This is a genomic window from Chryseobacterium sp. C3 (assembly GCF_014218905.1).
Taxonomy (GTDB): Bacteria; Bacteroidota; Bacteroidia; order Flavobacteriales; family Weeksellaceae; genus Chryseobacterium; species Chryseobacterium mucoviscidosis.
In genome coordinates this window covers 22,371-48,000 of the sequence record NZ_JACLCU010000002.1, presented here as the reverse complement: position 1 = coordinate 48,000, position 25,630 = coordinate 22,371, and the positions used below count along the sequence as shown (strand labels likewise).

General features: G+C 35.2%; 26 protein-coding genes. 3 read left to right on the top strand and 23 right to left on the bottom strand.

The annotated features are described in order from the left end of the window. Nucleotides 1-52: 52 nt before the first annotated feature. The 7 genes from H6W53_RS04005 to H6W53_RS03975 form a co-directional block, all read right to left on the bottom strand. Complete coding sequence (locus H6W53_RS04005; protein WP_116096029.1) at nt 53-955, bottom strand: LpxD N-terminal domain-containing protein; 903 nt, start codon at nt 953-955, stop codon at nt 53-55. Nucleotides 956-1,173: 218 nt separating this feature from the next. Then, complete coding sequence (gene efp, locus H6W53_RS04000) at nt 1,174-1,740, bottom strand: elongation factor P (protein WP_087709289.1); 567 nt, start codon at nt 1,738-1,740, stop codon at nt 1,174-1,176. An 18-nt stretch (nt 1,741-1,758) separates the two neighbouring features. Further along, a complete protein-coding gene (locus H6W53_RS03995; RefSeq protein ID WP_228457749.1) occupies nt 1,759-2,097 on the bottom strand; it encodes a hypothetical protein in 339 nt (112 codons plus the stop codon). Nucleotides 2,098-2,123: 26 nt separating this feature from the next. Further along, nucleotides 2,124-2,918 (bottom strand): acyl-ACP--UDP-N-acetylglucosamine O-acyltransferase, encoded by a 795-nt coding sequence (gene lpxA, locus H6W53_RS03990; RefSeq protein WP_076395592.1) that lies wholly within the window; start codon nt 2,916-2,918, stop codon nt 2,124-2,126. Beyond that, on the bottom strand, nt 2,919-4,316 hold the full coding sequence (locus tag H6W53_RS03985) for a bifunctional UDP-3-O-[3-hydroxymyristoyl] N-acetylglucosamine deacetylase/3-hydroxyacyl-ACP dehydratase (RefSeq protein WP_185204982.1): 1,398 nt from the start codon (nt 4,314-4,316) through the stop codon (nt 2,919-2,921). Between the two features lie 4 nt (nt 4,317-4,320). Further along, nucleotides 4,321-5,340, bottom strand: coding sequence for a UDP-3-O-(3-hydroxymyristoyl)glucosamine N-acyltransferase (lpxD, locus tag H6W53_RS03980; RefSeq protein ID WP_185204981.1), 1,020 nt, complete (start codon nt 5,338-5,340; stop codon nt 4,321-4,323). Nucleotides 5,341-5,412: 72 nt separating this feature from the next. Then, on the bottom strand, nt 5,413-6,639 hold the full coding sequence (locus H6W53_RS03975; protein WP_185204980.1) for an HD domain-containing protein: 1,227 nt from the start codon (nt 6,637-6,639) through the stop codon (nt 5,413-5,415). Between the two features lie 266 nt (nt 6,640-6,905). Here H6W53_RS03975 and H6W53_RS03970 point away from each other — a divergent pair, with 266 nt between their 5' ends. The 3 genes from H6W53_RS03970 (at nt 6,906) to H6W53_RS03960 (ending at nt 11,067) form a co-directional block, all read left to right on the top strand. Further along, nucleotides 6,906-8,546, top strand: a complete 1,641-nt coding sequence (locus H6W53_RS03970; RefSeq protein ID WP_185204979.1) for a S41 family peptidase — start codon at nt 6,906-6,908, stop codon at nt 8,544-8,546. A 128-nt stretch (nt 8,547-8,674) separates the two neighbouring features. Beyond that, on the top strand, nt 8,675-10,219 hold the full coding sequence (locus H6W53_RS03965) for a PglZ domain-containing protein (RefSeq protein WP_087709296.1): 1,545 nt from the start codon (nt 8,675-8,677) through the stop codon (nt 10,217-10,219). An 83-nt stretch (nt 10,220-10,302) separates the two neighbouring features. Beyond that, entirely contained in the window at nt 10,303-11,067 is a 765-nt protein-coding gene (locus H6W53_RS03960) for an exodeoxyribonuclease III (protein WP_185204978.1), read from the top strand. A 57-nt stretch (nt 11,068-11,124) separates the two neighbouring features. Here H6W53_RS03960 and H6W53_RS03955 read toward each other — a convergent pair whose 3' ends face one another. The 16 genes from H6W53_RS03955 to H6W53_RS03880 form a co-directional block, all read right to left on the bottom strand. Continuing rightward, nucleotides 11,125-11,496 (bottom strand): septal ring lytic transglycosylase RlpA family protein, encoded by a 372-nt coding sequence (locus H6W53_RS03955; protein WP_087709300.1) that lies wholly within the window; start codon nt 11,494-11,496, stop codon nt 11,125-11,127. Nucleotides 11,497-12,193: 697 nt separating this feature from the next. Then, on the bottom strand, nt 12,194-12,919 hold the full coding sequence (locus H6W53_RS03950) for a hypothetical protein (protein WP_228457748.1): 726 nt from the start codon (nt 12,917-12,919) through the stop codon (nt 12,194-12,196). Nucleotides 12,920-12,939: 20 nt separating this feature from the next. Continuing rightward, entirely contained in the window at nt 12,940-13,545 is a 606-nt protein-coding gene (locus tag H6W53_RS03945; protein ID WP_185204977.1) for a hypothetical protein, read from the bottom strand. Nucleotides 13,546-13,977: 432 nt separating this feature from the next. Next, complete coding sequence (gene rimO / locus H6W53_RS03940; RefSeq protein ID WP_185204976.1) at nt 13,978-15,279, bottom strand: 30S ribosomal protein S12 methylthiotransferase RimO; 1,302 nt, start codon at nt 15,277-15,279, stop codon at nt 13,978-13,980. Between the two features lie 91 nt (nt 15,280-15,370). Further along, on the bottom strand, nt 15,371-15,916 hold the full coding sequence (gene rfbC / locus H6W53_RS03935; RefSeq protein WP_185204975.1) for a dTDP-4-dehydrorhamnose 3,5-epimerase: 546 nt from the start codon (nt 15,914-15,916) through the stop codon (nt 15,371-15,373). A 38-nt stretch (nt 15,917-15,954) separates the two neighbouring features. After that, nucleotides 15,955-16,530, bottom strand: coding sequence for a sugar transferase (locus H6W53_RS03930; RefSeq protein WP_185204974.1), 576 nt, complete (start codon nt 16,528-16,530; stop codon nt 15,955-15,957). A 9-nt stretch (nt 16,531-16,539) separates the two neighbouring features. After that, nucleotides 16,540-17,676 carry a DegT/DnrJ/EryC1/StrS family aminotransferase gene (locus tag H6W53_RS03925; protein ID WP_185204973.1) on the bottom strand — a complete coding sequence of 379 codons (1,137 nt, stop codon included), beginning with the start codon at nt 17,674-17,676 and terminating at the stop codon, nt 16,540-16,542. Between the two features lie 3 nt (nt 17,677-17,679). Continuing rightward, entirely contained in the window at nt 17,680-18,321 is a 642-nt protein-coding gene (locus H6W53_RS03920; protein WP_185204972.1) for an acetyltransferase, read from the bottom strand. 18 nt (nt 18,322-18,339) lie between these two features. Continuing rightward, entirely contained in the window at nt 18,340-19,017 is a 678-nt protein-coding gene (locus H6W53_RS03915; protein ID WP_185204971.1) for a PIG-L deacetylase family protein, read from the bottom strand. Further along, nucleotides 19,010-19,975 (bottom strand): formyltransferase family protein, encoded by a 966-nt coding sequence (locus H6W53_RS03910; protein ID WP_185204970.1) that lies wholly within the window; start codon nt 19,973-19,975, stop codon nt 19,010-19,012. The genes H6W53_RS03915 and H6W53_RS03910 overlap by 8 nt, the downstream gene beginning before the upstream one ends. After that, a complete protein-coding gene (locus H6W53_RS03905; RefSeq protein WP_185204969.1) occupies nt 19,968-20,552 on the bottom strand; it encodes a sugar transferase in 585 nt (194 codons plus the stop codon). The genes H6W53_RS03910 and H6W53_RS03905 overlap by 8 nt, the downstream gene beginning before the upstream one ends. Nucleotides 20,553-20,614: 62 nt before the next feature. Continuing rightward, nucleotides 20,615-21,826, bottom strand: coding sequence for a glycosyltransferase family 4 protein (locus tag H6W53_RS03900; protein WP_185204968.1), 1,212 nt, complete (start codon nt 21,824-21,826; stop codon nt 20,615-20,617). Next, nucleotides 21,826-22,962, bottom strand: a complete 1,137-nt coding sequence (gene wecB / locus H6W53_RS03895; protein WP_185204967.1) for a non-hydrolyzing UDP-N-acetylglucosamine 2-epimerase — start codon at nt 22,960-22,962, stop codon at nt 21,826-21,828. The genes H6W53_RS03900 and wecB overlap by 1 nt, the downstream gene beginning before the upstream one ends. A gap of 80 nt (nt 22,963-23,042) precedes the next feature. Further along, on the bottom strand, nt 23,043-24,161 hold the full coding sequence (locus H6W53_RS03890; RefSeq protein WP_185204966.1) for an NAD-dependent epimerase/dehydratase family protein: 1,119 nt from the start codon (nt 24,159-24,161) through the stop codon (nt 23,043-23,045). A 2-nt stretch (nt 24,162-24,163) separates the two neighbouring features. Beyond that, nucleotides 24,164-24,586 carry a WxcM-like domain-containing protein gene (locus H6W53_RS03885; protein WP_185204965.1) on the bottom strand — a complete coding sequence of 141 codons (423 nt, stop codon included), beginning with the start codon at nt 24,584-24,586 and terminating at the stop codon, nt 24,164-24,166. A 3-nt stretch (nt 24,587-24,589) separates the two neighbouring features. Further along, entirely contained in the window at nt 24,590-25,624 is a 1,035-nt protein-coding gene (locus H6W53_RS03880) for a polysaccharide biosynthesis protein (RefSeq protein ID WP_185204964.1), read from the bottom strand. Nucleotides 25,625-25,630 lie beyond the last annotated feature (6 nt).

Here is a 25,630-nt window from a genome sequence, read left to right as displayed (position 1 = left end):
CACACAAATTTAATTAAATTTCTTTGATTAAAGATAAATCTAACTAATTTGTTTATTTGAGATTTCTCAGTTTAACTTCTTTTTTCAGATAGGTTTTGAAATCTTCTGCAAACATCCCGATATAGGTTCCTTTTTCGAGGTCTCTGTTTACTCCGGTTTTCCCTAATAATACAGCTCCGCTCTCGATTTTATTTCCTGAAGCAATGCCGACCTGTCCCCATAAGGTAACCTCATCACCGATAACGCAGCATCCTGCAATACCGACCTGAGAAGCGATAAGACATTTTTTTCCGATAACGGTATCGTGCCCGATCTGAATCTGGTTATCCAGAACGGAACCCTCACCAATAATGGTAGAATCTGTAACTCCTCTGTCGATGGTACAACCGTTTCCGATTTCTACATTGTTTTCGATCACTACATTTCCTACCGAAATGAGACGGTCGAAATTGCCGTTCAGTTTTCTGTAGTAAAAAGCGTCACCGCCTAAAACAGTGTTGGACTGGATCACTACATTATCTCCGATTACCGTTCTGTCGCCAATGACAACATTAGGAAAAATTAAGGTGTTTTTTCCTATTTTTACGTTATTTCCGATGACCGCAGAAGCATGAATTTTTGTTCCCTCTCCTATTTCGACATCATGAAGCTCTTCCGTGAAGTTATAGATTCTTGTAAAATGGGTATTGATTTTATTGAAATCCCTGAATGGATCTTCCGAAACCAACAGTGCTTTTCCTTCCGGACATTCTACTTCTTTATCAATTAAAATAATGGTCGCAGCAGAATTTAATGCTTTATCATAATATTTCGGATGGTTAACGAAAACGATTTCACCGGCTTTTACCATGTGAATTTCGTTCGTTCCCAACACTTCGAAGTCTTCTGAACCTACAAATTTTGCCCCGATAAGTTCGGCAATGGTTTTCAGTTTTTGTGGCTGATGAAACGTCATATTTTTTTTAAATGATGTTTTAAATTTTCAACGGTGTCTTAAAATCCAGACACGGCTTTGTTTTTCCAACTTTAATCGCAGCCCGACCTGAGTGGAGCTCTTTTTGTTTCGTTTGAAAAAACGAGACAAAAAAGCGGGAACGGAGGGCGGAAATAGCTGCCATAAAAAATGAAAGCTGAAAGTTGTTATACTTCCAGCCTCATATTATTTGTGAATAATTATTCTTTTACTCTTTCTAAGTAAGAACCGTCTTCTGTGCTTACTTTGATTTTGTCTCCCGGCTCAATGAACAGAGGAACCATTACTCTTGCTCCTGTTTCTACAATTGCATTTTTAAGAGCGTTGGTTGCCGTGTTTCCTTTTACTCCCGGATCTGCTTCTATTACATCAAGGTAAACAGATTGCGGAAGTTCTGCAGAAAGCGGAGTTTCGTCCACTTCTTTCAAAATGATGGTTACTTCTTCACCTGCTTTCATAAGGTTTGAGTTTTCAATCATTTCTTTATTTAAATATAATTGAGAGAAGTCATCATTATTCATGAAGTGAAATCCGTTCTCATCATCATAAAGATACTGGAATTTTCTGGTAATTACCTTTACTTCTTCAATTTTGTGACCTGCAGAGAAAGTATTGTCGATTACTTTACCGTTGGTTACAGATTTTAATTTTGTTCTAACGAAAGCAGGACCTTTTCCCGGTTTTACGTGAAGGAATTCGATAACTTTGTAAATATCGTTGCTATATTCGATGCAAAGTCCTTTTCTGATATCGTTACTTGTTGCCATTAATTTATTATATATTTTTTATTTTCTTTTGTTAAATTGTATTCCTTCTCCCTGAGTTGGCAGTCTGTTGAAAACATTATTATTGAATGAATTCACATTATTATTCAGCCTGTTCACATTCGTCTGGATCTCGGAATGATAGGGATTTGCGGTTCCAAAAATTGAATTTCCCCCGGAATTATTCTGTTTAAGAAGATCATTAAGATTATGTTTAGCAATGCTGTCATTAGATTTTGAAGGAAGTCTTCTTTCCAAAATAGAAGTCTTGGCTGTTTTCTCCGTTTTCAATCCTTCTGTCTGTTGTCCGGACAAAAAAGATGCTATAAAACACATTAAAACAAAAATCAGACTTTTCATTGATAACTGAGCTAAACTTTTCTTTATTATTCTCTTTCCTTCCCTGTTCCGTATCCTTTTACGATCCCTCTTGGAGAGTTCTGGATAAACTGAAGGATTTCATCTCTTTCAGCCGTCGGAAGCATTTCTTTTTCGATGTAAAGCAAAGCCTGAGAAACATTCATCTTCATCTGGAAAATAGCTCTGTAAATTTTCTGAATTTCAAAGATTTTCTCATTGGTAAATCCTCTTCTTCTTAAACCTACGGAATTAATTCCTGCATAAGACATTGGTTCTCTTGCCACTTTTACATAAGGCGGAATGTCTTTTCTTACCAGAGTACCTCCCGAAATCATCACGTGCTTTCCGATCTTCCCGAACTGATGAACAGCCGACAGACCACCCATCACGGTATAATCCCCAATTTCCACATGACCTGCAATACCACAACCGTTTACGATGATCACATGATCTCCGATTACGCAATCATGAGCAATGTGGGAAGTTGCCATAATAAGGCAGTTTTTTCCGATTTTGGTGAAACCGAGAGCTTTTGTTCCTCTGTTTACCGTTACACATTCTCTGATTGTTGTTTCATCGCCGATAATGACCTGCGTATCTTCACCATCAAATTTCAAATCCTGAGGAATCGCAGAAATTACCGTTCCCGGAAAAATTCTGCAATTTTTACCGATTCTTGCACCATCCATGATGGTAACATTGGGACCAATCCATGTTCCTTCGCCAATTTCCACGTCCCCTGCAATTGTAGTAAAAGGCTCTACGATTACATTTTTGCTGATTTTCGCACGTTTATCTACGGCTGCTAATTGATGAATCATTTAATCAACTTTATTTTTTGCAACTTGGGCCATAAGTTCTGCTTCTACCGCTACTGTATCTCCTACGTAACCATAACCCTGCATATGAACAATTCCTCTTCTGATAGGCTCTATTAATTCAATCTTGAAAATAAGCGTATCTCCGGGAATTACTTTTCTCTTGAATTTTACTTTATCTATTTTAATAAAATACGTAGAGTAATTTTCGGGATCCGGAACACTTGCCAAAACAAGAATCCCCCCTGTCTGAGCCAAAGCTTCTACCTGTAAAACTCCCGGCATTACGGGTTCTTTCGGGAAATGTCCAACGAAGAAAGGTTCGTTCATTGTAACATTTTTAAGACCTACCACATGAGAATCTGAAAGTTCAAGAATTTTATCAATCAATAAGAACGGCGGTCTGTGAGGCATCAGTCTCATGATTCCGTTGATATCGAAAACCGGTTCTTTTGTTAAATCAAAATCTGGAACATTTTTCTTTTTCTGCAGTTTCCACTGGCGGTTCAGTTTTTTTGCAAACTGTGTGTTTACGTAATGTCCCGGTTTGTTGGCAATTACTTTCCCTTTTATTTTCACTCCTGCCAAAGCCAGATCACCAATCACATCGAGTAATTTATGTCTTGCAGCTTCGTTGGGATAGTTTAAGTTCAAATTATCAAGAATTCCGTTTGGTCTTATCGATACATTATCTTTACCAAAGGCTTTCTTTAGTTTTTCTGTAGTTTCCGGTGTAAGATCTTTATCTACATAAACAATCGCGTTGGAAATATCTCCCCCTTTGATCAAACCGTGATCCAAAAGCATTTCCAGCTCGTGTAAGAAGCTGAATGTTCTTGCCGATGAAATTTCTTCTTTAAATTCAGAAATATTTTTAAGCGTTGCATTTTGAGTTCCTAAAACTTTGGTCCCGAAATCTACCATTGTTGTTACTTCATAAGTATCTGAAGGAATAATAGTGATCTCTGATCCTGTAGCCGGATCGCTGTAGGTAAGAACTTCTTTTACCACAAGATATTCTCTTGCTATATTTTGCTCCACTACTCCTACGCTTTCGATTGCTTCTACAAAGAATTTTGAAGAACCGTCTAAGATCGGCGGCTCAGAAGCATCCATTTCAAGAATGGCATTATCAATATCACATCCTATCAAAGCCGCTAAAAGGTGCTCGCAAGTTGTAATCTTTACTCCCAGTTTTTCTAATGTTGTTCCTCTTTCTGTAGCTACAACGTAATTAACGTCTGCTTCGACTTGAGGATGCCCTTCCAAATCTGTTCTTACGAATACGAAACCTGTATTTTCTTTTGCAGGTTTCATGGTTAATTTTACTTCTTTACCAGTATGAAGTCCGATTCCGGAAAGTGTCACTTCCTGCTGAAGTGTTTTTTGCATATCACTCATTAGTTTAATCTTTTGAGTTATTCTCGAGATTATTTATTCTTTTTACCACTTCAGGTAAGTTTCTGAAATGTACATAACTTCTAAGGTAGTCGTTGTAGCTGATCGCCGGAGAACCGTAGATGGTTTCTCTGTCATTTACGCTGGAATTTACACCACTCTGAGCCTGTATTTTTACCTGATTTCCTATTTTGATGTGTCCTACAACACCTACCTGACCTCCAATCTGGTTCCAGTCTCCGATGGTTGTAGATCCTGCAATTCCGGCTTGTGCGGCAATTACATTGTTTTTTCCGATTTTTACGTTGTGTGCGATCTGGATCAGGTTATCAATTTTAGTACCTTTTCCGATTACGGTAGAACCGATGGTTGCTCTGTCTATACTGCAGTTGGAACCAATTTCCACATCGTCTTCAATGATAACGTTTCCTAACTGCGGAATTTTTTTGAATCCGTCCGGAGTCGGCTGAAACCCGAAACCATCACCTCCGATTACGGTATTGGAATGAATAACACAATTGTCTCCGATGATGCAGTAATCATAAATTCTCGCACCACTGTCAATTTTACAGTTTTTCCCGATCTTCACACCTTTTCCGATGTAAACCTGCGGATAAATCTGGCTTCCCTCTCCCACTTTTGCTTTTTCCGAAACGTAGGTAAAAGCTCCGATATACACATCTTCTCCGATTACGGCAGTTTCATGAATGGATGAGCCATTTTCGATTCCTTTTCTTCTTCCCTGCATTTCCTGATATAAATTCATGAGAACCTGAAAAGAAAGATAAGCATCCTTTACTGCAATAACAGTAGGAAGATAAGAATCTTTTGAGATAAGCTTTTCCGAAACAATGATAACGGAACATTTTGAAGTCTCTAAATAATGCGAAAATCTATCTTGCGCGATGAAAGAAAGATGTCCTGTTTCCCCGCTTTCTATGGGCGAAACTCCAGTAATAAGTGCATTCTCGTCACCTATTATTTTTCCGTCGATAAAACTTGCAATTTGCGAAGCTGTAAATTCCATATTCTGCAAAGATAAGAAATTCTGTAATTCGCAAACATTTTTTAGTTTTCGGAACGTAAATTTTAATATTCTTTAAGAAATAATGTGTGAAATATTTCTTGGAAATGTAAGAATATACCTTGTGGTTTTGTTTCTCATGAGACCTGATAAAAGCTGGTCTTCCGATTCGTCAAGACGTATTTTTTTTCCATTTTTCTGCAACAGATAAATGGGTTGTTTTTCGGTGTCATAAGGAAGAAGTTTTCTTTTAATTTCATGTACAAGTTCTTTCCCATTATCAATTCCGAAAAATTCATTCACATTCTTTATTTTTTCTTCAATAAAACTTTGCTCAAAAGGATGTGAAGAAATTATGGTTTTCGGAAGGTTTCTCTGGATCACACATTTACACCAGTAAGACAAGATCATGTCATCTGTATTCTGCCAGTTTTTCATTGCCTGAATAATATCATTGTCGTCCAACTGCGTAAATCTTTCAATATCTTCATCTGTAGCAGCACTTTTCCCGCGATGAAGAAAATATTTCAGATTTTCCGCTGCCGGTAAATCGATTCCTTGCGACACCAAAAGTTTGGCTCTTTCTAAAATTTTAACGAGAAGAAATTCTGCCAGGGCAGACGTTTTATGGTAATATACCTGCCAATACATAAACATTCTTGCGGTAAGGAAATTCTCAATAGAATAAACGCCTTTTGCATCTATTACCAATTCGCCCTCATCACAGACGTTCATCATGGAAATGATTCTTTGCGTATTGATGCTTCCTTCGGAAACTCCCGTAAAAAAGCTGTCCCGTTTCAGATAATCCAACCGATCAACATCGAGCTGTGAAGAAATAAGCTGGTTGAAAAACTTTCGGTGGTATTTTCCCTGAAACATTTCGATAGCGCAGGACAATTCTCCGTTAAATTCATCATTCAGACGATTCATGAGTAATAAAGACAGTTTTTCATGATGCCAATCGTCCATCAGCATACTTTCCAACGCGTGGGAAAACGGTCCATGACCAATATCATGCATTAAAATCGCCAACATTGCCCCTTTTTCTTCCTCTTCTGAAATTTTCACGCCTTTCTGCTTCAATGTTTCCAAAGCGGTAAACATCAGATGCATGGCTCCTAAAGCGTGGTGAAATCTTGTATGTGTCGCGCCCGGAAAAATAAGATTCAAAAGTCCGGTCTGCCCGATTCTTCTTAATCTCTGGAAATAAGGATGCTCGATGATGTCGAATAAAATTTCATGGGGAATTTTGATGAATCCGTGAACGGGATCGTTGATGATTTTTAGCTTGTTCTGCATTGGAAAACGTCAGTATTTGTAACAAATTTAGGAATTTTATATTTTAGAGGTCATTAATTTTCAATAAACTGTTTGTTGTTTTAAAAGTAACTTTCTTTGTTGAATTTGTTTTTAGCACAAAGTCCGCAAAGATTTTGTTTACAGTTGTGCGGCATATTTTCGTTCGCAAAGGCGTTTCACTTAGCAAAGGCTGGATAAAAATCTTCTTTGAATAAATAGTTGTGCTATTAGTGTTTAAAAGCTATCTTTGACTGAATAACCTTTTCATGAGAAAATTCTCCCTTTTCATCATCTTATTTTTAAACTTACATTTTTCGGCGCAGACTTTATCGGAAAACCAAAAGCTTGAATCGTTATGCAAAGTATGGGGATTTTTAAAGTATTATCATCCGAATGTATCGAAAGGACAGTTCAACTGGGATCAACAATTATTTCAGAAAATTGATGAACTAGAAAATATTAATGATAAAGATCAATTGAATGAATTGTATTCTAACTGGATTGAAAGTCTCGGAAAAATTGAAGATTGTAAAAATTGTGTAAATGATAACGATAAAGTTTATTTCTTAAAAAATTTTGATCCCGGATGGATGGATGATCGGCAATTTTTTTCTGAAAATGTAAGCCAAAAGTTGAAATTTATTGAGAATAACAGGAATATCGGTGAAAATTATTATTTCGGGTTAAACGGAAGAAAGGTTTATTTCAGGAATGAAAATTCTTACGGCTCGAAATTTACTTCAAAACAAATTGCTCTTCTTGAATTGTTCAGATACTGGAATTATGCAGAATATTTTTTTGCATACAAATACAAAACCGATCAAAACTGGAATGATGTTTTACGGGAAATGATTCCAAAATTTCTCGCTGTTGACAATGATGAAAACTATCATTTAAGTTTAGCGGAACTTGTGACCAAAACGGATGATTCGCACGCTTTTTTATTTTCAAAGCTGACTAGTTTAAACCAATATGGAAGAAAAAATGTTCCGGTACAGTATTCTTATGCGGAAGGAAAGCTAGTTGTAACAAAAATATATCCGACTATTTTTAATGAAGAAAATCCGCTCAAAATTGGTGATGTGATCTACGATGTTGAAGGATTAACGATTCCGCAGAAGATTAATTCGTTTGGGAAATATCTTCCGACTTCGAATTCGTGGGGAAAGATCAACAAGTCGAAATATCTTTTTCTGTACACCAATAAAGATTCTTTGGAGCTTAAAATTGAAAGAGACGGAATTAATTTAGCCATAAAAGTAAAAACATATTTGCAGAAAGAAATTATCCGCGAAAATCCTACGGTTCCTGAAAAATGGAAGTTTCTCGATGATGAAAAAAAGATGGGTTATGTAAACATGGGATTAATCAAAAGATCGGATCTGAATGATATGTTCGAAAATCTGAAAAATACAGAATCAATCATTTTTGACTCCCGAAATTATCCGAATATGACGATTTTGCCTTTAAGCAGGTTGCTTCTTCCTGAAAATAAAATTTATTATGAATTTATTTTTCCAGAAACCAATTATTTAAGCAAATTTTACCGCCGCAAAAACAATATCGGAAGAAATAATCCGGATTATTATAAGGGAAATGTGGTCATTCTGGTGAATGAGGTAACACAAAGTCAGGCTGAAACCACCGTAATGATGCTTAAGCAGCATCCAAAAGCAAAAGTAATCGGTGGGTACACTTCAGGAGCAAACGGTGATGTCATTTCATTTAATATTGCCGGTCTTAAAACTTGTTTTACGGGTTTGGGAGCGTATTATCCGAACGGAAAAGAAACGCAGAGAATCGGCATTATTCCGGACATTATCGTACGACCTACAGTTAAAGGAATACAGCAGGGAAAAGACGAAATTATGGAAAGAGCTCTGGAATATTTAAAAAGTGGAAATTAAATAAAAGAAAAACGTAATTATTGCGTTATTTCATTTAACTTATATTTAACTTTACCTCTGCGGATTTTGGCAGATTTTAGAATTAATTGGTCAGCAATTTGATACAATAACCATGTAAAAAAATAATTATGTCGGAAAAGATATTATGGATAGATGATGAAATAGATCTACTTAAACCACACATCGTTTTTCTTGAAAAAAAGGGATATCATGTAACTCCTGTTAACAACGTTAATGAAGCGCTTGAGCTTATGGATTCTGAGAAGTTTGCACTAACGCTGATTGATGAGAATATGCCCGGAATTTCGGGACTGGAAGCTATTCCGATGATTAAGGATAAAGACAACTCACTGAAAATTGTTATGGTAACAAAAAGTGAGGAAGAGCATATTATGGAAGAAGCAATCGGATCACAGATTGCAGATTACATCCTGAAACCGGTGAATCCGAACCAGATTTTACTTTCGCTGAAGAAAAATCTCCAAGAGGATAATCTTGTGGAGCAAAAGACGATTTTGCAGTATCAGCAGGAATTCAGAAATCTTTCTATGGAACTTTCTTATCTAAGAACGTATCAGGATTGGGCGGAATATTATAAGAAAATCCTGAACTGGGAAATTAAATTTGATAAAGTAACGGATAATGAGTTTGCAGATCTTCTTCAGTCACAGAAAGAAGAAGCAAATATTCAGTTTGCCAAATTTATTGAAAAGAATTATGAGGACTGGCTACACGACTCGGATAAGCCGATTATGAGCCACACGCTTTTCAAGGATAAAGTAAAACCTGAAATTGAAAAGGATAAAGTTTTGCTTCTGATGGTCGATAATCTTCGTTATGACCAATGGAAGATGATCGAGCCTTTGTTTACAAAATATTATAACAAGGTTTCTGAGGATTATTATTACAGTATTCTTCCGACTGCAACTCAGTATGCTAGAAATTCTTTTTTTGCGGGTTTAATGCCTTCTGAGATTGAAAAACGTTTTCCAGATAAATGGTTCAATGATAATGAGGAAGGAAATAAAAATGAATTTGAGCGTGATTTCTTAGAAGATCAAATGAAAAGAATAGGTCTAAGCTCAAAATCCATGAAGTATCTTAAAGTTCTGAATGCTGATTTTGAAAGAAAGATTTATGATGATTTTAATCAGCACAAAAACAATGACCTGTTGGTAATTGTTTATAATTTTATTGATATTCTTTCTCATGCAAAAACGGATAATCATATTGTTGACCAACTGATTCGTGATGATAAAACGTTCAGATCTTTAACATTGAACTGGTTTGAGAATTCTTCTTTACTGAAAATTATTAAAGTAGCCGCTGAAAGTGGTTTCAAATTAGTAATCACCACTGATCACGGAACGGTTTACGTTAAAAAACCGAGCAAAGTTGTGGGAGACAGAGAAACTTCCACGAATATCCGTTACAAGACCGGAAAAAGCTTAACCTATGACGACAGCGATGTTTGGGCAATTACAAATCCTGAAAAGCTGTTTTTACCGAAAGGAAATTTAAGCTCTAAATATATTTTTGCAAAGAATAATATTTTCCTTGCTTATCCAAAGAACTATAATCATTTTGTGAATTATTATAAAGAAACGTACCAACATGGAGGGATTTCTCTGGAAGAGTGTATCATTCCATTCAGTATTTTAGAGCCCAAGTAGTTTTCATAGTTTGACTTCGGGTTATGAGGGGCGGAAAAAATCTTTGATTTTTTCCGCTTCTTTTTTATTAATACTTTTGAATTATGAAATTAATCACTTATAACGTTAACGGAATCCGTGCTGCTTTTACCAAAGATTTTTTGGGCTGGCTGAAAACGGCGGATCCGGATATTATCTGTATTCAGGAAAGTAAGGCAGGAAACGACCAAATTGATATTGAAAGTTTAGAAAAACTGGGATATCACAGTTATTGGCATTCCGCGGTGAGAAAAGGCTACAGTGGCGTCGGAATTGCGTCTAAAATAAAGCCCAATCATATAGAATATGGCTGCGGTATTGAAAGCTATGATAACGAGGGAAGAATCCTTCGTGCAGATTTTGACGGATTTTCTGCCATTTCTGTATATGTTCCTTCTGCTTCAAATATCGAAAGGCTGGATTTTAAAATGCAGTTCTGCCATGATTTTTTAGAGTATATTAAAAATTTAAAAAAGGAAATTCCGAATCTTATTATTTCCGGAGACTTTAATATCTGTCATGAAGCGATAGATATCCATAATCCGAAAGGTTTACAAAATGTTTCCGGCTTTTTACCGATGGAAAGAGAATGGATGACGAATTTTATCAACGAATGCGAACTGATCGACAGTTTCAGGTTTTTTAATAATGAACCCGACCACTATACATGGTGGAGTTACAGACAGAATTCAAGGGAAAGAAATAAGGGATGGAGACTGGATTATAATTTCACTTCCTACAGTTTGAAAGATAAGCTCACAAGAGCTGTTATTCTGAAAGAAGCATTACATTCTGATCATTGCCCTGCTTTGGTAGAATTAAGCCTTTAAAACAAAGCAAAAAGCCAACTGAATCAGTTGGCTTTTTAAAATTTAAAATCATAAATTTTAGTCGACAATTTCATATTCCACCGGAATTGTACCTCTGTCGGTATCTCCGATTTCATCGAACGCTGCTTTAGACATATCTAAAGCTCTTGATGAATGGTAAGGTCCTCTATCATTTACTTTCACTATTACCTCTTTACCATTGTTAAGGTTGGTTACCTTAATGTTTGTTCCAAACGGAAGCGTTCTGTTGGCTGCGGTGAACTTTGCATTATCAAAGATCTCTCCGCTTGCTGTTTTTCTACCGTTAAATTTATCGTGGTAGTACGATGCATAACTTGTTTTTTTCGCATCTATGGCATTCATTTTGAAAGAATAAATACCAAGGGTTGAAATCATCATTATGATTACGAGAATGAATCTTTTCATCATTTTGAAATTTTATTGGTTTTGACTGGGGCAAATCTATAAGGAATCTTTTAATACACCTATTTTATTTGTTAACAAGTGTTAATGAAAATAAAATTTTATGTTAATATTTTTCTTAACTCCCTATAAACAGGCGATTTAGATGCTATTGTTAAAAAGTGTTAAAAAACAATGTTAAAAGTTAACAATTTTAACTAAATTATTCAGATTAAGATATTTTTAACACAAACATTTCTCTATTAATCAATAAGTTAATGAATTTTATGATTTAAATTTTTTAGCCCCAATTTATAGGAGTTCTTAGCTTACAACTAATTTGTCTGATATTAATAAAGAAGGTTATAAGTTACGTTTAAAATAGCTCGGATTTTAATGTAAAAGATCAAAAACCAAATAAAAAACAACCTATTGTATTAGAATTTAGCTGAATATAGGGATTAGACAAATCAAAATTGATAATGACCAATATTTTATATGTGTATTAGTTAAGTCAATTATTTCTTTTATGTAAAATGTCTTAAAGATTATTCGTTTATATTTTCGTATGGCTTAGGCTTCTGCATCAACTTTACATTATATAAATAAAAACACATACGAAAGCAAGATTAAATTATCCTTGTTAAAAGAAATAAACTTTACAAAAATTAAAAAACCAATGAGAATACTCTCATTGGTTTTATATATTGTTGTTATTCAAATGTTATTTGAAATATTCTAATACATAGTCATAAGTATCTGCCGGATAAACTACAGACATACTTTGAGAACCGGTAATTGCAGCACCTGTAGTAACATCATAAGAATATAATTCTTTAGAATAAACCACTTTATTTCCAGTTCCTGATTTCTTATAGATTGTAATTCCATATAAAGAAGTCATTCCGGAAGGAGCAGGAATTGTAACTGAAGTAGAAGTACCTGTAGTCGTAAACTGACCTTTAATACCGTAAACCTGAGCTCCATCTACTTGTGTATTGGTAACAGTTTCAGTTGTTGCAAAATTTACTCTTGTATTAGGAGTTAAAGGCTTCCATGTACCACCAGTTACTGTGGTTGATTTATTATCATAATACCAAAAGCCAGGAAATAATGTTTCTGAGGTAGATCCAACACCAGCTACACCACCAGAAGCTGTGTTATAAACTATCATACCATCAAAACGAGTAGGAAATGACGTTCCGATTCCAACAGGACTTCCACTAAATGCATTAAAAGTAGTTAAATCTGTTCTTGGAAATATTAATCCTTTTCCAACATTTACTGTCGCATTTGTTGTAGAATTAGACGAAGCATCAATAAAAGCAGAGCTATTATTTACTGCGGTATTAGTAGTAGAATTAACAATTCTAACCTGTGCCATAGAAAAGTTTGTTACACTTAAAAAAACAGCTACAGCTAAATATTTAAATTTATTATTATTCATCATCTTAAAAATTAAAGAGGTTATTAATATCCTGAAATAATAGACCAAGGCTTAGTTGCATCACCAGTATACATAAGTATATTTCCCTGACCAGTAATTAAATTCTGATTAGCAGTTTCTCTAGGAGTAGGAGAAAGAGCAACATCATTAGTTCCTATTACAGAAACATAGATTCTTTTACCAATTGTAACGCCAGTGGTTGGTAAAGTTAATGTAACCGGTCCAGTAGTTGTAAATAGAATAATGTCATCAGTAGCTAAAGCTGTGTAACTAGCTGTTTGATTTGTAACATTCAAAGCAGTAGGAGTAACTACTCCTCCTAATCCTTTCCAAACAGAGTTTGGTGCATCATAGTAATAGAATCCGGTAGCCGTAATGTTTACTGCTTTTCCGGTAGCAGACCCATCAGCAATTGAGGAAACAAATGCCAATGCTCCGTTTTGGGTGGCAGTATACACTGCATCTTTTCCCTGTAACTGACCTCTTGTTAAACGAGGGACCAATAATGCGTCCGGCTTTGTTGCGTCAGCAGGAGCACCTACAACATCCAAAGTCGCAGCGGGAGTAGTTGTATTAATCCCCACTCTTCCTTGCTGAGCCTGAGCGATCGCTACAAATCCGACTAACATAGTCGCTGTTAATAAAAATTTTTTCATAAGTTTTTAAAGATTTTAAATTACATTTTAACCAATGAGTGCATTGTTAAATCAGGATACCATACCCAATTTGTGCATTCATTAATATAAATAAATATTTTTAATTATATAATTTCAAAAAATTATTTTCACATTTCACAAGAGTCTAATTTTTAACTCAATAGTTATGTAAAATCTCTTTATTTCGCAAAGTTAATATTTTTAAAATTAATTTTCATAACAATACATAAAAAAGTTTTAACATTTTAATTTTCAAAAATAAAATAATATTGAAAATCAAACAATTAAATTCTATGCAAGCAATGTTTTATTAATGTTAATTTTTATTAATCATTGAATAACATTGTATTAATGAAAACAATATACGATTTTTTTTACTAAAAAATCAAACAATTGGGAATAATTTTAAATTAATTCGCCATACAGATCAAATTCCTCAGCAGAAGTAATTTTTACTTGTGCAAAATCACCGATGGAAATGTATGTATTTTCAGCAGAAACCAATACTGTGTTGTCTACATCGGGAGAATCATATTCGGTTCTTCCGATGAAATAATTTCCTTCTTTTCTGTCGAATATACATTTATATATATTGCCAATTTTCTCCTGATTTTTCTCCCATGAAATCTGAGACTGGATTTCCATGATTTCTTCCACTCTGGCTTCTTTCACTTCCTGCGGAACATCATCTTCCAGAACATATGCTCCAGTATTTTCTTCGTGAGAATAAGTAAAACAACCCAGTCTGTCAAATCTCTGTTCTCTTACCCAGTCTTTCAGCTCATTGAAAATTTCCTGAGTTTCTCCGGGATAACCAACGATAAGCGTTGTTCTGATTGCCATATCCGGAACTTTTTCTCTGAATTTTCCAAGAAGGGCATCCGTTTTTTCGTGAGTAGTCCCTCTTTTCATTGATTTTAGTAAATCTGAATTGATGTGCTGAAGAGGAATATCTATATAGTTGCAAACTTTCGGTTCTTCTCTGATGATATCTAGAACATCTTCCGGAAATCCGCTCGGAAATGCATAATGAAGACGAATCCATTCAATTCCTTCCACTTTTACCAATTCCTTTAAAAGCTCTCCAAGCGCACGTTTTTTATAAATATCTAAACCATAATAAGTAAGATCTTGCGCAATAAGAATTAATTCTTTGGTTCCTTTTTTTGCCAATTTTTGGGCTTCCGTAACCAATTTTTCGATAGGTGTAGAAACGTGACCTCCTCTCATGAGAGGAATTGCACAGAATGAACAAGGTCTGTCGCAGCCTTCGGAAATTTTTAAGTATGCGTAATGTTTTGGAGTGGTGGTAAGTCTTTCCCCAACCAATTCGTGTTTATAATCTGCTCCTAAATGTTTTAATAAAACAGGAAGATCTCTAGTCCCGAAATATTGATCTACATCCGGAATTTCTCTTACCAGATCCGGCTTATATCTTTCCGAAAGACACCCTGTTACAAAAACTTTTTCAACCTCTCCCCTGTTTTTTGCCTCAACATAGTCGAGAATCGTGTTGATGGATTCTTCTTTTGCATTGTCTATAAATCCGCAGGTATTAATTACAACGATGTCTCCTTTGTCTTCATGTACCACTTCTTTGCCATTGGCTTTAAGCTGGCTCATTAAAACTTCAGAATCATATACATTTTTGGAACAACCCAACGTTACTACATTTATTTTTTTCTTCCCTACAGATTTTGTACGCATCTTTTTGATTTTGAGTTTGCAAAGATACAAAATATTGAAGAGTCTGTATTAAAAAAATAAAAACCACTTCAATAAGTGGCTTTTAGTATATTTAAAAATTCTTTTCTTTAAAGCTTGCTGCATTTTCATCTTTTTCTGAAAGAACAGCTTCACTGTCGGAAATTTTCCAGTCGATATTCAGATCCGGATCGTTGTATTTTACACTTCCTTCTGATTCTTTGTTATAAAAGTTGTCGCATTTATAAGAAAAAACGGCAGTTTCGCTTAAAACAGAAAATCCATGTCCAAAACCTCTTGGAATATAAAGCTGTGTTTTATTTTCCGCTGTAAGCTCAATCCCAAACCATTTTCCAAATGTAGGTGAATCTTCTCTAAGATCTACGGCTACATCCCAAACTTTTCCCTCAAGACAGGATACCAGTTTTGCCTGTGCGTGTTCTCCTTTCTGTAAATGAAGACCTCTCAAAACGCCGTAAGAAGATTTAGAAATGTTATCCTGAACAAAATGACCGTTCATTCCGGTAAGTTCCTCGAATTTCTTTTCATTGAATTTTTCGAAAAAATAACCTCTGTCGTCTTCGAAAATTGTAGGCTCTATAATGTAACAGTCCATTAAAGGGGTTTCTTTTATTTTCATTCTTTAAATTATATGCAATGTAAATTATAATACTAATCTTATCTGGTAAAAATTTTAAAAAAAGTCTGAAATAAAATCCGGACATCAGTCATTAAAGACATATTATCCAAATATTGAAGATTCATTTTTACCTTATCCGGAAACAATACTTCATCATTGTACTTTAAAGGATTTTCATACTGTCTAAGTATCTGTTCTTCATTACTATACTTAATACTAGCTTCGGATGTTAGTCCTGGTTTCAGTTCCAGAATTCTTCTCAAATCTCCTTTTAAATTATCATAATATCCTTCTATATCAGGACGCGGTCCAACAAAACTCATCTCTCCCTTTAGAATATTGAAAAGTTGCGGAAACTCGTCAAGTTTATATTTCCTAAGTAACAATCCTGTATTGGAAGATACTTTTTTACGATCATGAATTGTCTTGAATTTATAAATGGTAAATATTTTACCGTACTGTCCAACTCTTTTCTGAAAAAAAATCCCATTAGAATGTGTATCTACACTCGCTATAATAAATAATATAATTAATAAAGGTAAAAAAAGAACGATTAAAAAAATCGATAAAATAAAATCGATATACTTCTTTAAATACCTATACCTCCTATTCATTATTCAATATTATTCTCCGAAAAAACTATGAATTACCCCGGCAATTCTTTCTCTCTCTTCTGTGGTAAGATTGGATCCTGAAGGGAGACAAAGTCCGTCATTAAATAACTTTTCAGAAGTACTACCACCATAAAATGGGCAGCTTTCAAATACAGGCTGAAGATGCATTGGCTTCCAGAGTGGTCTGGATTCTATATTATCTTCCAGAAATGCCATTCTAAGATCCTCTCTGCTCTTCCCTGTTATCTGTTTATTCACTGTAATTGCAGAGAGCCAGTGATTAGAATAAAAATCTGAAGATGGTTCTGAAAATACCTTTATCCCGTCAATATTTTTAAAAATTTCTTTATAGAATTCGTGCATAGAACGTCGTGCCGCCACTCTCTGCTTCAAAACTTCCATCTGTCCTCTTCCTATTCCCGCAACAATATTACTCATCCTATAGTTATAACCTATGTATGAATGCTGATAATGAGGAGCATTATCTCTTGCCTGTGTAGAAAGAAATACAGCTTTATCTTTATCTTCCTGACTGTTGCAGACCAAAGCTCCTCCTCCGGAAGTAGTAATAATTTTATTTCCATTAAAGCTTAAAATACCGAAACGTCCAAACGTACCACAAGCCTGCCCTTTATACACAGAGCCTAAAGCTTCCGCAGCATCTTCGATAACATCAATTTCAAATTCATTGGCAATGGAAATAATACCATCCATTTTTGCGGGCATTCCGTATAGATGTACAATGATGATGGCCTTTGGTTTTTTTCCTTTCTGAATTCTTTCGCTAATAGTTTGCCTAAGACCTGCGGGACACATATTCCAGGTTTCAGGTTCACTGTCTACGAATACAGGAGTTGCTCCGCAATACGCAATCGGATTTGCTGAAGCAGAAAACGTCATTGATTGACAGATAACTTCATCGCCAGGTTGAACACCACATTGGATGAGAGCCAGATGTAGCGCAGCCGTTCCGGATGATAATGCTGCAACTTTAACATCTTCTCCCAAAAAATTTTCAAGATCTTCTTCAAAACCATTTACATTCGGTCCTAAAGGAGCTACCCAGTTTTCGGCAAAAGCCTCACTAATATATTTTTGCTCATTACCTCCCATATGCGGAGAAGAAAGCCAGATTTTACTATTCATAATTTATTCATGAAATTTTATTGGTTTTGCAGGAATTCCAACTGCCGTACAGTTTGCAGGGATATTTTTTGCTACAACGGCTCCTGCTCCTATAATCGAGTTTTCACCAATTTCCAAAAGATTAATGATTTTAGCTCCAGTTCCAACATAAACATTTTCATTGATAACAACTTCTCCAGAAATATTTACTGTCGGCATAAAAGAGCAAAAATTTTTAATTTGCGTATCGTGCCCGACGGTACAAGCCAGATTCAGAATCACAAAATCTTCAATAATTATGTCGACTGTAATAATAGACCCTGCACAGATGATATTTCCTTTTCCCAACACTACATTATCCTTCCCTATTATTACAGAAGGATGGATTAAATTAGGAAATTCAATATTTTGATTTTTAATTGTATTCAGTATTTTTTTCTTTGTTAATGGATCTCCTATTGCGATTGCTAAGGATAAGTGTTGAGTAAAAGAATTTATATTTTCTATTTTTCCCAAATACGGAATGCCATTAATGAATTCCTGATGTTCTTTATCATCATAAAAACCTATGATTTCATATTCAGGGCTTTTTTCATTAATTTGATCAATAAGCATTTTTACTTCTCTACCAAAACCTCCTGCACCTATTATTGCTATCTTTTTCATATATTTTTTATTGAATTGTTACAAAATAATTTGACGCTCAACAATGAACGCTTCAGCCCTTTCCACTCCGATTGTAGCTCCTCTATACATCGCAAGAGCTCGGAAAGTTTCCAATGAACGTGAATGCGGAAACTGCTTAATTTGCGATTTAAAAAATTTCATTGCTTCAGTCTTTTTATCAAATACATCAGTAACATCTACAAAATGATTTGGGACAAATGCTTTTTCCTGCATAGGAGTCCATTCGGTTTCAGAAAGAGTTTCATAACAATAAATGTTTAAAACTTTATGATCTTCTCCCTGAGGTCTTGCAGAAACCAGTGATGCTCTATAGACCGCTTTATGGTCCTGATGCATATCACCTGGGTGAGGAAGATACAGATGGGTGGGTCTTATCTTCTGAATTATCATTGAAATTTCTAAAGATATTTTAAATTCGGGGAAGGCATTTAAAGCGGGAGCTGGAAATTCAAGAAAAATAGTTTCTTTCACCCCTAAAAAATGATGTGCAGAAACGGCTTCTTCTCTTACTTTATCAATCAATGACTGAGCATAAAATTCAGGTGCACCTACTGCTGCATTAGTTACCACTACGATTGTTACCTCATCACCCGACTCTATATGCTTTGCGATCGTAGCACCACAACCAATGATCTCATCATCAGGATGGGGGGCTATTACAATAACTCTATTCATTTGTAATCTCTTTTAGTTTTATTTTCATTCTGAATATTTCGTCTTCAATAATATAGCCTAATTTAGAACCAACACATATCTCCTTCGGAGAATCATTGGTAAATTCATATTCTTCAATCCACAAAAGACCATCACCAGTCTGTATAAGCAGATGATTATTGTTATTCTTCAACAAAACCCTTCCAATCACTCCTTTAAAATTAAGCTCCCTTTCTATCCTACAGGTCCATATTCTCAATTTCTTATCGTTCCAGTAGGTATATGCTCCAGGATGGGGTTTATCAGACGCTTTAATAAGACGATTAATATAAACCGCATGATCATTCCAGTTAATATGCCCGTCTTCTTCTTTTCTCACCCCGTAATAGGAAGCGAGATGCTCTGTCTGAGGAACCGGATTCCACAATCCTTTTTTCAGATCCGGAAGCCATTGGTCTAAAGCAATATCTATATGATCTAGAATTTTACGCTCAACCGTTTGTGCAGAATCATCTTCTTCCACTTTAAAAATAGACTGGATAAATACAGGACCATCATCTGCACCGCTTCCCATGAGAAAAAAAGTTGCAGATCCGTAGGACTGTTCAAGCGTAATCCATGACAAAGGTGCCCTGCCTCTCCCCAGAGGTAACTGTGTGGGATGAAAACCTATACAGCCTAATTTACCGACCGAAAACCAGATATCACTTAACAATTGAGAAAATCCGACAGCAAAAATAACATCCGGCTTTTTTTCAGATGCCCAGCTTAGGTTTTCCTCATCATTTATTTTGGTAAAGCCCTTATAATGAAGATTAAACTGTGCCGACAGATCCTGCAAATCTGCCCATCCCGAAACCTTATCTTTATTCTTGGGCTCATGTCCTAAAATGCCGACTACTTCCATATCGTGCTTCATAAGACTTTTTATGATGTGTACGGTAGAATTTACGGCTCCTATAACCAGTATTTTATACATTGGGTTTTTTTAAATATTTATCTTCTCCATAAAGAAGTATCAAAAATGTTTTGCCTATGATTTTTAAATCCAGAATAAAACTTTGATTTTCCCCATATTCTCTGTCGTATTTCCATCGTTCCTCCCACGATAAATGAATGTTTCCGTTTACCTGTGACAATCCAGTTAACCCCGGAACAACTTCAATACGTTTCTTACCGTCTTCGTTAAAATCTTTCAACTGTGACGGAAGACAAGGACGGGGGCCAACGATAGACATATCTCCTTTCAGAACATTGATGATCTGGGGCAGTTCGTCTATCTTGAAACGCCTGAGATAAAATCCCACTTTTGTAACATCCACATCATTTTTAAAGATCTCTCTGTCCGGAACTCTCTTCCTGTCGTACATGGTTCTTATCTTATAAATTCTGAATATCTTTCCCTTATAGCCAAGCCTTTCCTGAAAAAAGAAAAAATTTCCTGAACTATCTATTTTAACTAAAACATAAATAATCAAAAATAACGGCAGCAGAAATATGATGATGCTTAAAGCTACCAGAATATCTAAAAATCTTTTAAAAAATAATTTATACATGTATATGCAAATCAACAATTTGTATGTTACAAAAGAAATAAGATCCTTTCATTTCTATTTTTTTACTTCACCAAATTTATAATTTTACGATAAGAATCACTCACCAGAAAATCCTTTTTCAGAAATTTCCGGCTGTTTTCTCTCATTTCTTCGAATATTTCTTCATCCATTGATACAAATTCATCTATTTTCAGAACCATTTCCTCGATATTGTCTGAATAGACCGAAGCACCGCAGCTGTTATTAACAATATCTGTACCTATATCTGTATTTTTATCTGTTGCTGCGAGAACTGGCATTTTGTTTTCTAGATAAGAAAGAAGCCTTGAAGGATAATTGGGAATTGTGAAATCTTTATGCAAAAATATCATTCCGACATCACATGCCTTAATGAGAATATCGTAATCATGCTTAGGCAAAACGGAGAGCAATAGTACATTTTCAGGCTTTACTGTTTCCATCCAGTTTTTTATTTTCATATATTCTGTACCAGAGCCCACAATAATGAAAAATATCCGGTTATCTTCTTTTTTTGCGTCCAGAGTTTGTATAAGGAAATCGATTCCCTGTGGTTTTCCCAAGTTTCCGCCATAAATAAAAACCTTCCTTCCGACAGGGATGTTGTATTTCTTTTTTATTCCGTTATTTTCTTTAGCCGATAATTCTTTAAAACCCCTCAATTCGATGGAATTAGCATTGATTTCCACTTTTGATTCCGGAATAAAAGTATTGTGTTTCAGGAGAAAATTGATATTGGCTTTAGACATACATCCTATTTTATCCGAAATGCTGTATAGATCTTTTTCCTTTTTCCTGAAATATCTGTATAGTATTCCTTTATTAGAAATAAGCTTCATATCTACGGCATTTTGGGGAAAAATATCTTTCAGCAAAAGGTATGTTTTTGCTCCGTCTCTATTTTTAATGAATTTTATAATTTTTGTAAAAGTAATGGGTGGTGTTGAATAAATAATCAAATCAAACTTTACGTCTGAAAAATATTTATTAATCGCTTTAAAAAAAAGTCTTTCAATCAATAAAGTTGAAATTCCTTTTTCAACAAAGTTAGTTTTTTGAATATTAAGAGTTCTTACATTCAGAAATTTTGTATTGCCTTCATTTTTTACAATAGTCTTCAAATTTTCACGCCTTTCAGAAGGAGAAACAATATAAAGAAGATGATCGTGAACCGAAAATTCGCGCATCAGATCATGATAAATACCACTTTTATTTAGTGTATCTATTTTAGCTAATGTAAGAAATAGTATATTCATTATTTTTTGCTCCAAACAACTCTGTTAACGTAATCCGTATAACTCAGAATAATTCTTACCATTTTCTCTGAAACATTCGGCATTGAATAATCTGAAACCTGTCTGTAATTTCTTTCTGTTCCTACTTTCTGCTGCTGAAGCTGCGTTAATCCCTGTAAGATTCTTTCCGGGGATAAACCTACCATCATTACGGACGCTTCTTCCATTGCTTCTGGTCTTTCGTGGGCATCTCTGATATTCAAAGCGCGGAAATTTAAGATGGAAGATTCCTCTGAAATAGTTCCTGAATCTGATAAAACAGCATAACTTCTCATCTGTAACGCATTATAATCGTGGAATCCAAGCGGTTTTAAGAACTGAATTTCCGGTCTTACCTCAACTTGTTTTTTATCGATCATATTTCTGGTTCTCGGGTGTGTGGAAACGATGATCGGATAGCCAAATTTCTCTGCAATGGCATTTAAACTTTCTATTAATCCGTTGAAGTTTTTCTCAGAATTAATATTTTCCTCTCTGTGGGATGATACCACAAAATATTTTCCTTCTTCTAAATTCAGACGGCTTAAAACATCTGAACTTTCGATCTGAGGAAGATAATGATTCAGCACTTCAAACATAGGAGAACCCGTTTTGATGATTCTGTCTGCAGGAAGACCTTCTCTTAAAAGATATTCTCTTGCGATGTCTGAATAGGTTAAATTAATATCTGCAGTGTGATCTACAATTTTCCTGTTGGTTTCTTCCGGAACTCGCTGATCGAAACATCTGTTTCCTGCTTCCATGTGGAAAATCGGAATCTGTCTTTTCTTAGCAGGAATGGCACAAAGACAAGAATTGGTATCTCCTAAAACCAAAAATGCTTCAGGCTGCAATTCTTCCAGCAAAGGATCTATTTTAATTAAAATATTCCCCACTGTTTCTGTTGCCGTTTTACCTGCTGCTTCCAGAAAATAATCCGGTTTGCGAAGTCCTAAATCTTCAAAAAAGATCTGGTTCAGCTCGTAATCGTAGTTTTGACCTGTATGGACGATAATATGTTCAACGGCTTCGGAAGCATCCAAAGCTGATAATACTCTTGATAGTCTAATGATTTCCGGTCGTGTTCCTACAACCGTCATTACTTTTAGTTTTTTCATTGTATTTTTTTGCCTTTGCAAAGATAAATTTTTAATGTCTGTTTATTGGAGAAGCCCGTGAAGTTTATAATTAAAGATTATTAAACTTCTACAAAATAGGTATCTGAATCTTCCGGATTAAAGGGTTCATTGATCCAGAAAATGGTGTACAGTTCTTCTTCTCCGATGTTTTTAATATTGTGAGTATACCAAATCGGCATATCTACATAAGCGGGTTCGTTTCCGTCTAAATAAAAATCCAGAACCTCATCGCTGTCTATTTTTCTTAATTGAATAAGGGCTTTGCCTTTAATTACCGCAAATCTTTCGATTTTTCTTGTATGAAAATGGTTTCCTCTGGTAATTCCCGGAACGGTAGTGGAAAAAGAACATTGTCCGCCGATTCCCAAACGAATTACTTCCACGAAAGCTCCTCTCGGATCAGTGTGCTGTGTAAATTTTACGGGATAATGATCTTTAATATCAAAATAGCAACGGAATGTATTGAAAAGATTGAGATCGAATTTCGTTTCCAACACCGGAATTTCTCCGCTATCAAAATAAAGTTTTTTGTAATTTTCAAGTTTAGCTAAAACTTCAGATACTTTATTTACGGATGTGTGAGGAACTTCGTATAATTCATTAGTTTCTGCAACTTCAATCTGATTGATGATTTCCTGCACAAGTTCTCCGACGTAGATCAGTTTTACTTCTCCATCATTATCAATCACAGGATTTTCGCCGTGGGTAAGTTTATGACAAAACGTTGCGATGAAAGAATTGTAATTCGGTTTTCCAAAAGGTCCGAAAACGTTCGGAATAATCATTCCCGTAAATTTGCCTCCGTTATTTTTTGCCCAGTCTGCAAATAATTCCCTGCCTTCTTTTTTAGATTTACCGTACAGATTATCCTTTTCTTCCTGAGAAGATGAAGAGAAAAGAACGTGTGCTTTTGATCCCGTTCTCTGTAAAGAGTCTGTCAGTTTTTTAACAAGCTCTACATTATTATTGAAGATTACTTCCGGATCGGGATGACGATTCATGGCTGCAAGATGTACAATGACATCACATTGCTTCACAAAGTCGTCCAGTTTTTCAGGAGAGTCGAAAAAATCTCTTTCGAAAGAAATTCTTTCAAATTTTTCTGGCTGTAAGCCCAAAGTGTTATATAAATGCGAACCAACGAAGCCGTTTTGTCCGGTAATTCCTACTTTTTTCATTGTTATATTTTTTCAAAATACTCTGAGGGAAAGCGATAATCGTCCTGTAATTCTCCAAAATAATGATCTACCATAACCAAAAGTTTTGATCCTATTTCTTTTGATTGAATACTGCTTATATATCCTTTAGGCATATGCAAAATATCAAGTTTATCCGAGGTGAGTTCAAATTCTTTAGTTTCAAGTGATTTTGATGGATTTTTCCAATTGTCAACTTTTATTAACTTTACTGTAAAGCTTCCCTGAACAGATGAAAACCAACGCTGTTCAATTTTATGACCTATCCAACCGCGTATAAAATATGTTTCATTATTTTCAATAATATAGATTCTCTTCACTAATGAAGCATCAAAAGTATTATTGAAAAAGAGATTTCCTCTCTCATCCGAATATTTTTCTCCTGCAATGATTTGCGGTGAATTCATATTTTAATCGGGATATTGCATTATATCTTCTCCTAAAACCTCTTTTCTGATTAAAGGAAGTTTTAATAACAGCTTTTTCATTCCTTCAACATCTTCCTGTTTTGTATTATGAGAATGGTAGTCTTCTATTTTGGAAATATCTTCTACCCCTTCTGAAAAATACTGTGCGTAATTAAGATCTCGGTTATCGGCAGGAATTCTGTAAAAATCGCCCATATCTTCTGCTTTGAGCATTTCCTCACGCGTACAAAGGGTTTCGTATAGTTTTTCACCATGTCTCGTCCCGATTACTTTTACCGGATTATCGACCTTAAACATTTCTTTTAAAGCCTGAGCAAGGTCTCCAATGGTTCCTGCAGGAGCTTTATTAACAAAAAGGTCTCCGGAATTTCCGTGTTCAAAAGCAAAAAGAACCAAATCTACTGCTTCCTCCAATGACATTAAGAATCTTGTCATACTCGGATCTGTAATGGTAATGGATTCACCATTTTTAATCTGTTTTACAAATAATGGAATTACCGATCCTCTGGAAGCCATTACGTTTCCATATCTGGTAAGGCAAACCGTTGTATTTTCCAGATTACGTGATGCGGCAACTGCTACTTTTTCCATCATTGCTTTGGAAATTCCCATTGCATTGATAGGATATGCTGCTTTGTCTGTACTTAGACAGATTACTTTTTTCACATTATTTTTTGCAGCGGCATCAATTACGTTTTGGGTTCCTTCCACATTGGTTTTTACAGCCTGCATCGGGAAAAATTCACAGGAAGGAACCTGCTTAAGTGCAGCGGCATGAAATACATAGTTTACTCCTCTCATTGCAGGTTCTACACTTCTGTAATCTCTTACATCCCCGATATAGAATTTCAGTTTATCGCTTCTAAACTGATTTCTCATATCATCCTGCTTTTTCTCGTCACGGGAAAAAATACGGATTTCTCTAAAGTGATCTGTATTGATGAATTTTCTTAAAACAGCCGTTCCGAATGAACCTGTTCCACCTGTGATAAGAAGGACTTTATTCTGTATTTCCATAATTTA

Bases quoted from the DNA above. Each gene is read 5' to 3' on its own strand.
- H6W53_RS03925 (WP_185204973.1), bottom strand. From the start codon at position 17,676: ATGAATAGTAAAATCTGGCTTTCTTCTCCGCATATGGGAGGTAATGAG.
- H6W53_RS03890 (WP_185204966.1), bottom strand. From the start codon at position 24,161: ATGAAAAAAGTAGGAATTACCGGACAAAACGGCTTCGTTGGTTCGCAT.
- wecB (WP_185204967.1), bottom strand. From the start codon at position 22,962: ATGAAAAAACTAAAAGTAATGACGGTTGTAGGAACACGACCGGAAATC.
- H6W53_RS03880 (WP_185204964.1), bottom strand. From the start codon at position 25,624: ATGGAAATACAGAATAAAGTCCTTCTTATCACAGGTGGAACAGGTTCA.
- H6W53_RS03975 (WP_185204980.1), bottom strand. From the start codon at position 6,639: ATGCAGAACAAGCTAAAAATCATCAACGATCCCGTTCACGGATTCATC.
- H6W53_RS03915 (WP_185204971.1), bottom strand. From the start codon at position 19,017: ATGAATAGAGTTATTGTAATAGCCCCCCATCCTGATGATGAGATCATT.
- H6W53_RS03905 (WP_185204969.1), bottom strand. From the start codon at position 20,552: ATGTATAAATTATTTTTTAAAAGATTTTTAGATATTCTGGTAGCTTTA.
- H6W53_RS03960 (WP_185204978.1), top strand. From the start codon at position 10,303: ATGAAATTAATCACTTATAACGTTAACGGAATCCGTGCTGCTTTTACC.
- efp (WP_087709289.1), bottom strand. From the start codon at position 1,740: ATGGCAACAAGTAACGATATCAGAAAAGGACTTTGCATCGAATATAGC.
- rimO (WP_185204976.1), bottom strand. From the start codon at position 15,279: ATGCGTACAAAATCTGTAGGGAAGAAAAAAATAAATGTAGTAACGTTG.
- H6W53_RS03885 (WP_185204965.1), bottom strand. From the start codon at position 24,586: ATGAATTCACCGCAAATCATTGCAGGAGAAAAATATTCGGATGAGAGA.
- H6W53_RS03965 (WP_087709296.1), top strand. From the start codon at position 8,675: ATGTCGGAAAAGATATTATGGATAGATGATGAAATAGATCTACTTAAA.
- H6W53_RS03900 (WP_185204968.1), bottom strand. From the start codon at position 21,826: ATGAATATACTATTTCTTACATTAGCTAAAATAGATACACTAAATAAA.
- H6W53_RS04005 (WP_116096029.1), bottom strand. From the start codon at position 955: ATGACGTTTCATCAGCCACAAAAACTGAAAACCATTGCCGAACTTATC.
- lpxA (WP_076395592.1), bottom strand. From the start codon at position 2,918: ATGATTCATCAATTAGCAGCCGTAGATAAACGTGCGAAAATCAGCAAA.
- rfbC (WP_185204975.1), bottom strand. From the start codon at position 15,916: ATGAAAATAAAAGAAACCCCTTTAATGGACTGTTACATTATAGAGCCT.
- H6W53_RS03950 (WP_228457748.1), bottom strand. From the start codon at position 12,919: ATGATGAATAATAATAAATTTAAATATTTAGCTGTAGCTGTTTTTTTA.
- H6W53_RS03945 (WP_185204977.1), bottom strand. From the start codon at position 13,545: ATGTTAGTCGGATTTGTAGCGATCGCTCAGGCTCAGCAAGGAAGAGTG.
- H6W53_RS03930 (WP_185204974.1), bottom strand. From the start codon at position 16,530: ATGAATAGGAGGTATAGGTATTTAAAGAAGTATATCGATTTTATTTTA.
- H6W53_RS03955 (WP_087709300.1), bottom strand. From the start codon at position 11,496: ATGATGAAAAGATTCATTCTCGTAATCATAATGATGATTTCAACCCTT.
- H6W53_RS03910 (WP_185204970.1), bottom strand. From the start codon at position 19,975: ATGTATAAAATACTGGTTATAGGAGCCGTAAATTCTACCGTACACATC.
- H6W53_RS03970 (WP_185204979.1), top strand. From the start codon at position 6,906: ATGAGAAAATTCTCCCTTTTCATCATCTTATTTTTAAACTTACATTTT.
- H6W53_RS03920 (WP_185204972.1), bottom strand. From the start codon at position 18,321: ATGAAAAAGATAGCAATAATAGGTGCAGGAGGTTTTGGTAGAGAAGTA.
- H6W53_RS03995 (WP_228457749.1), bottom strand. From the start codon at position 2,097: ATGAAAAGTCTGATTTTTGTTTTAATGTGTTTTATAGCATCTTTTTTG.
- H6W53_RS03985 (WP_185204982.1), bottom strand. From the start codon at position 4,316: ATGAGTGATATGCAAAAAACACTTCAGCAGGAAGTGACACTTTCCGGA.
- lpxD (WP_185204981.1), bottom strand. From the start codon at position 5,340: ATGGAATTTACAGCTTCGCAAATTGCAAGTTTTATCGACGGAAAAATA.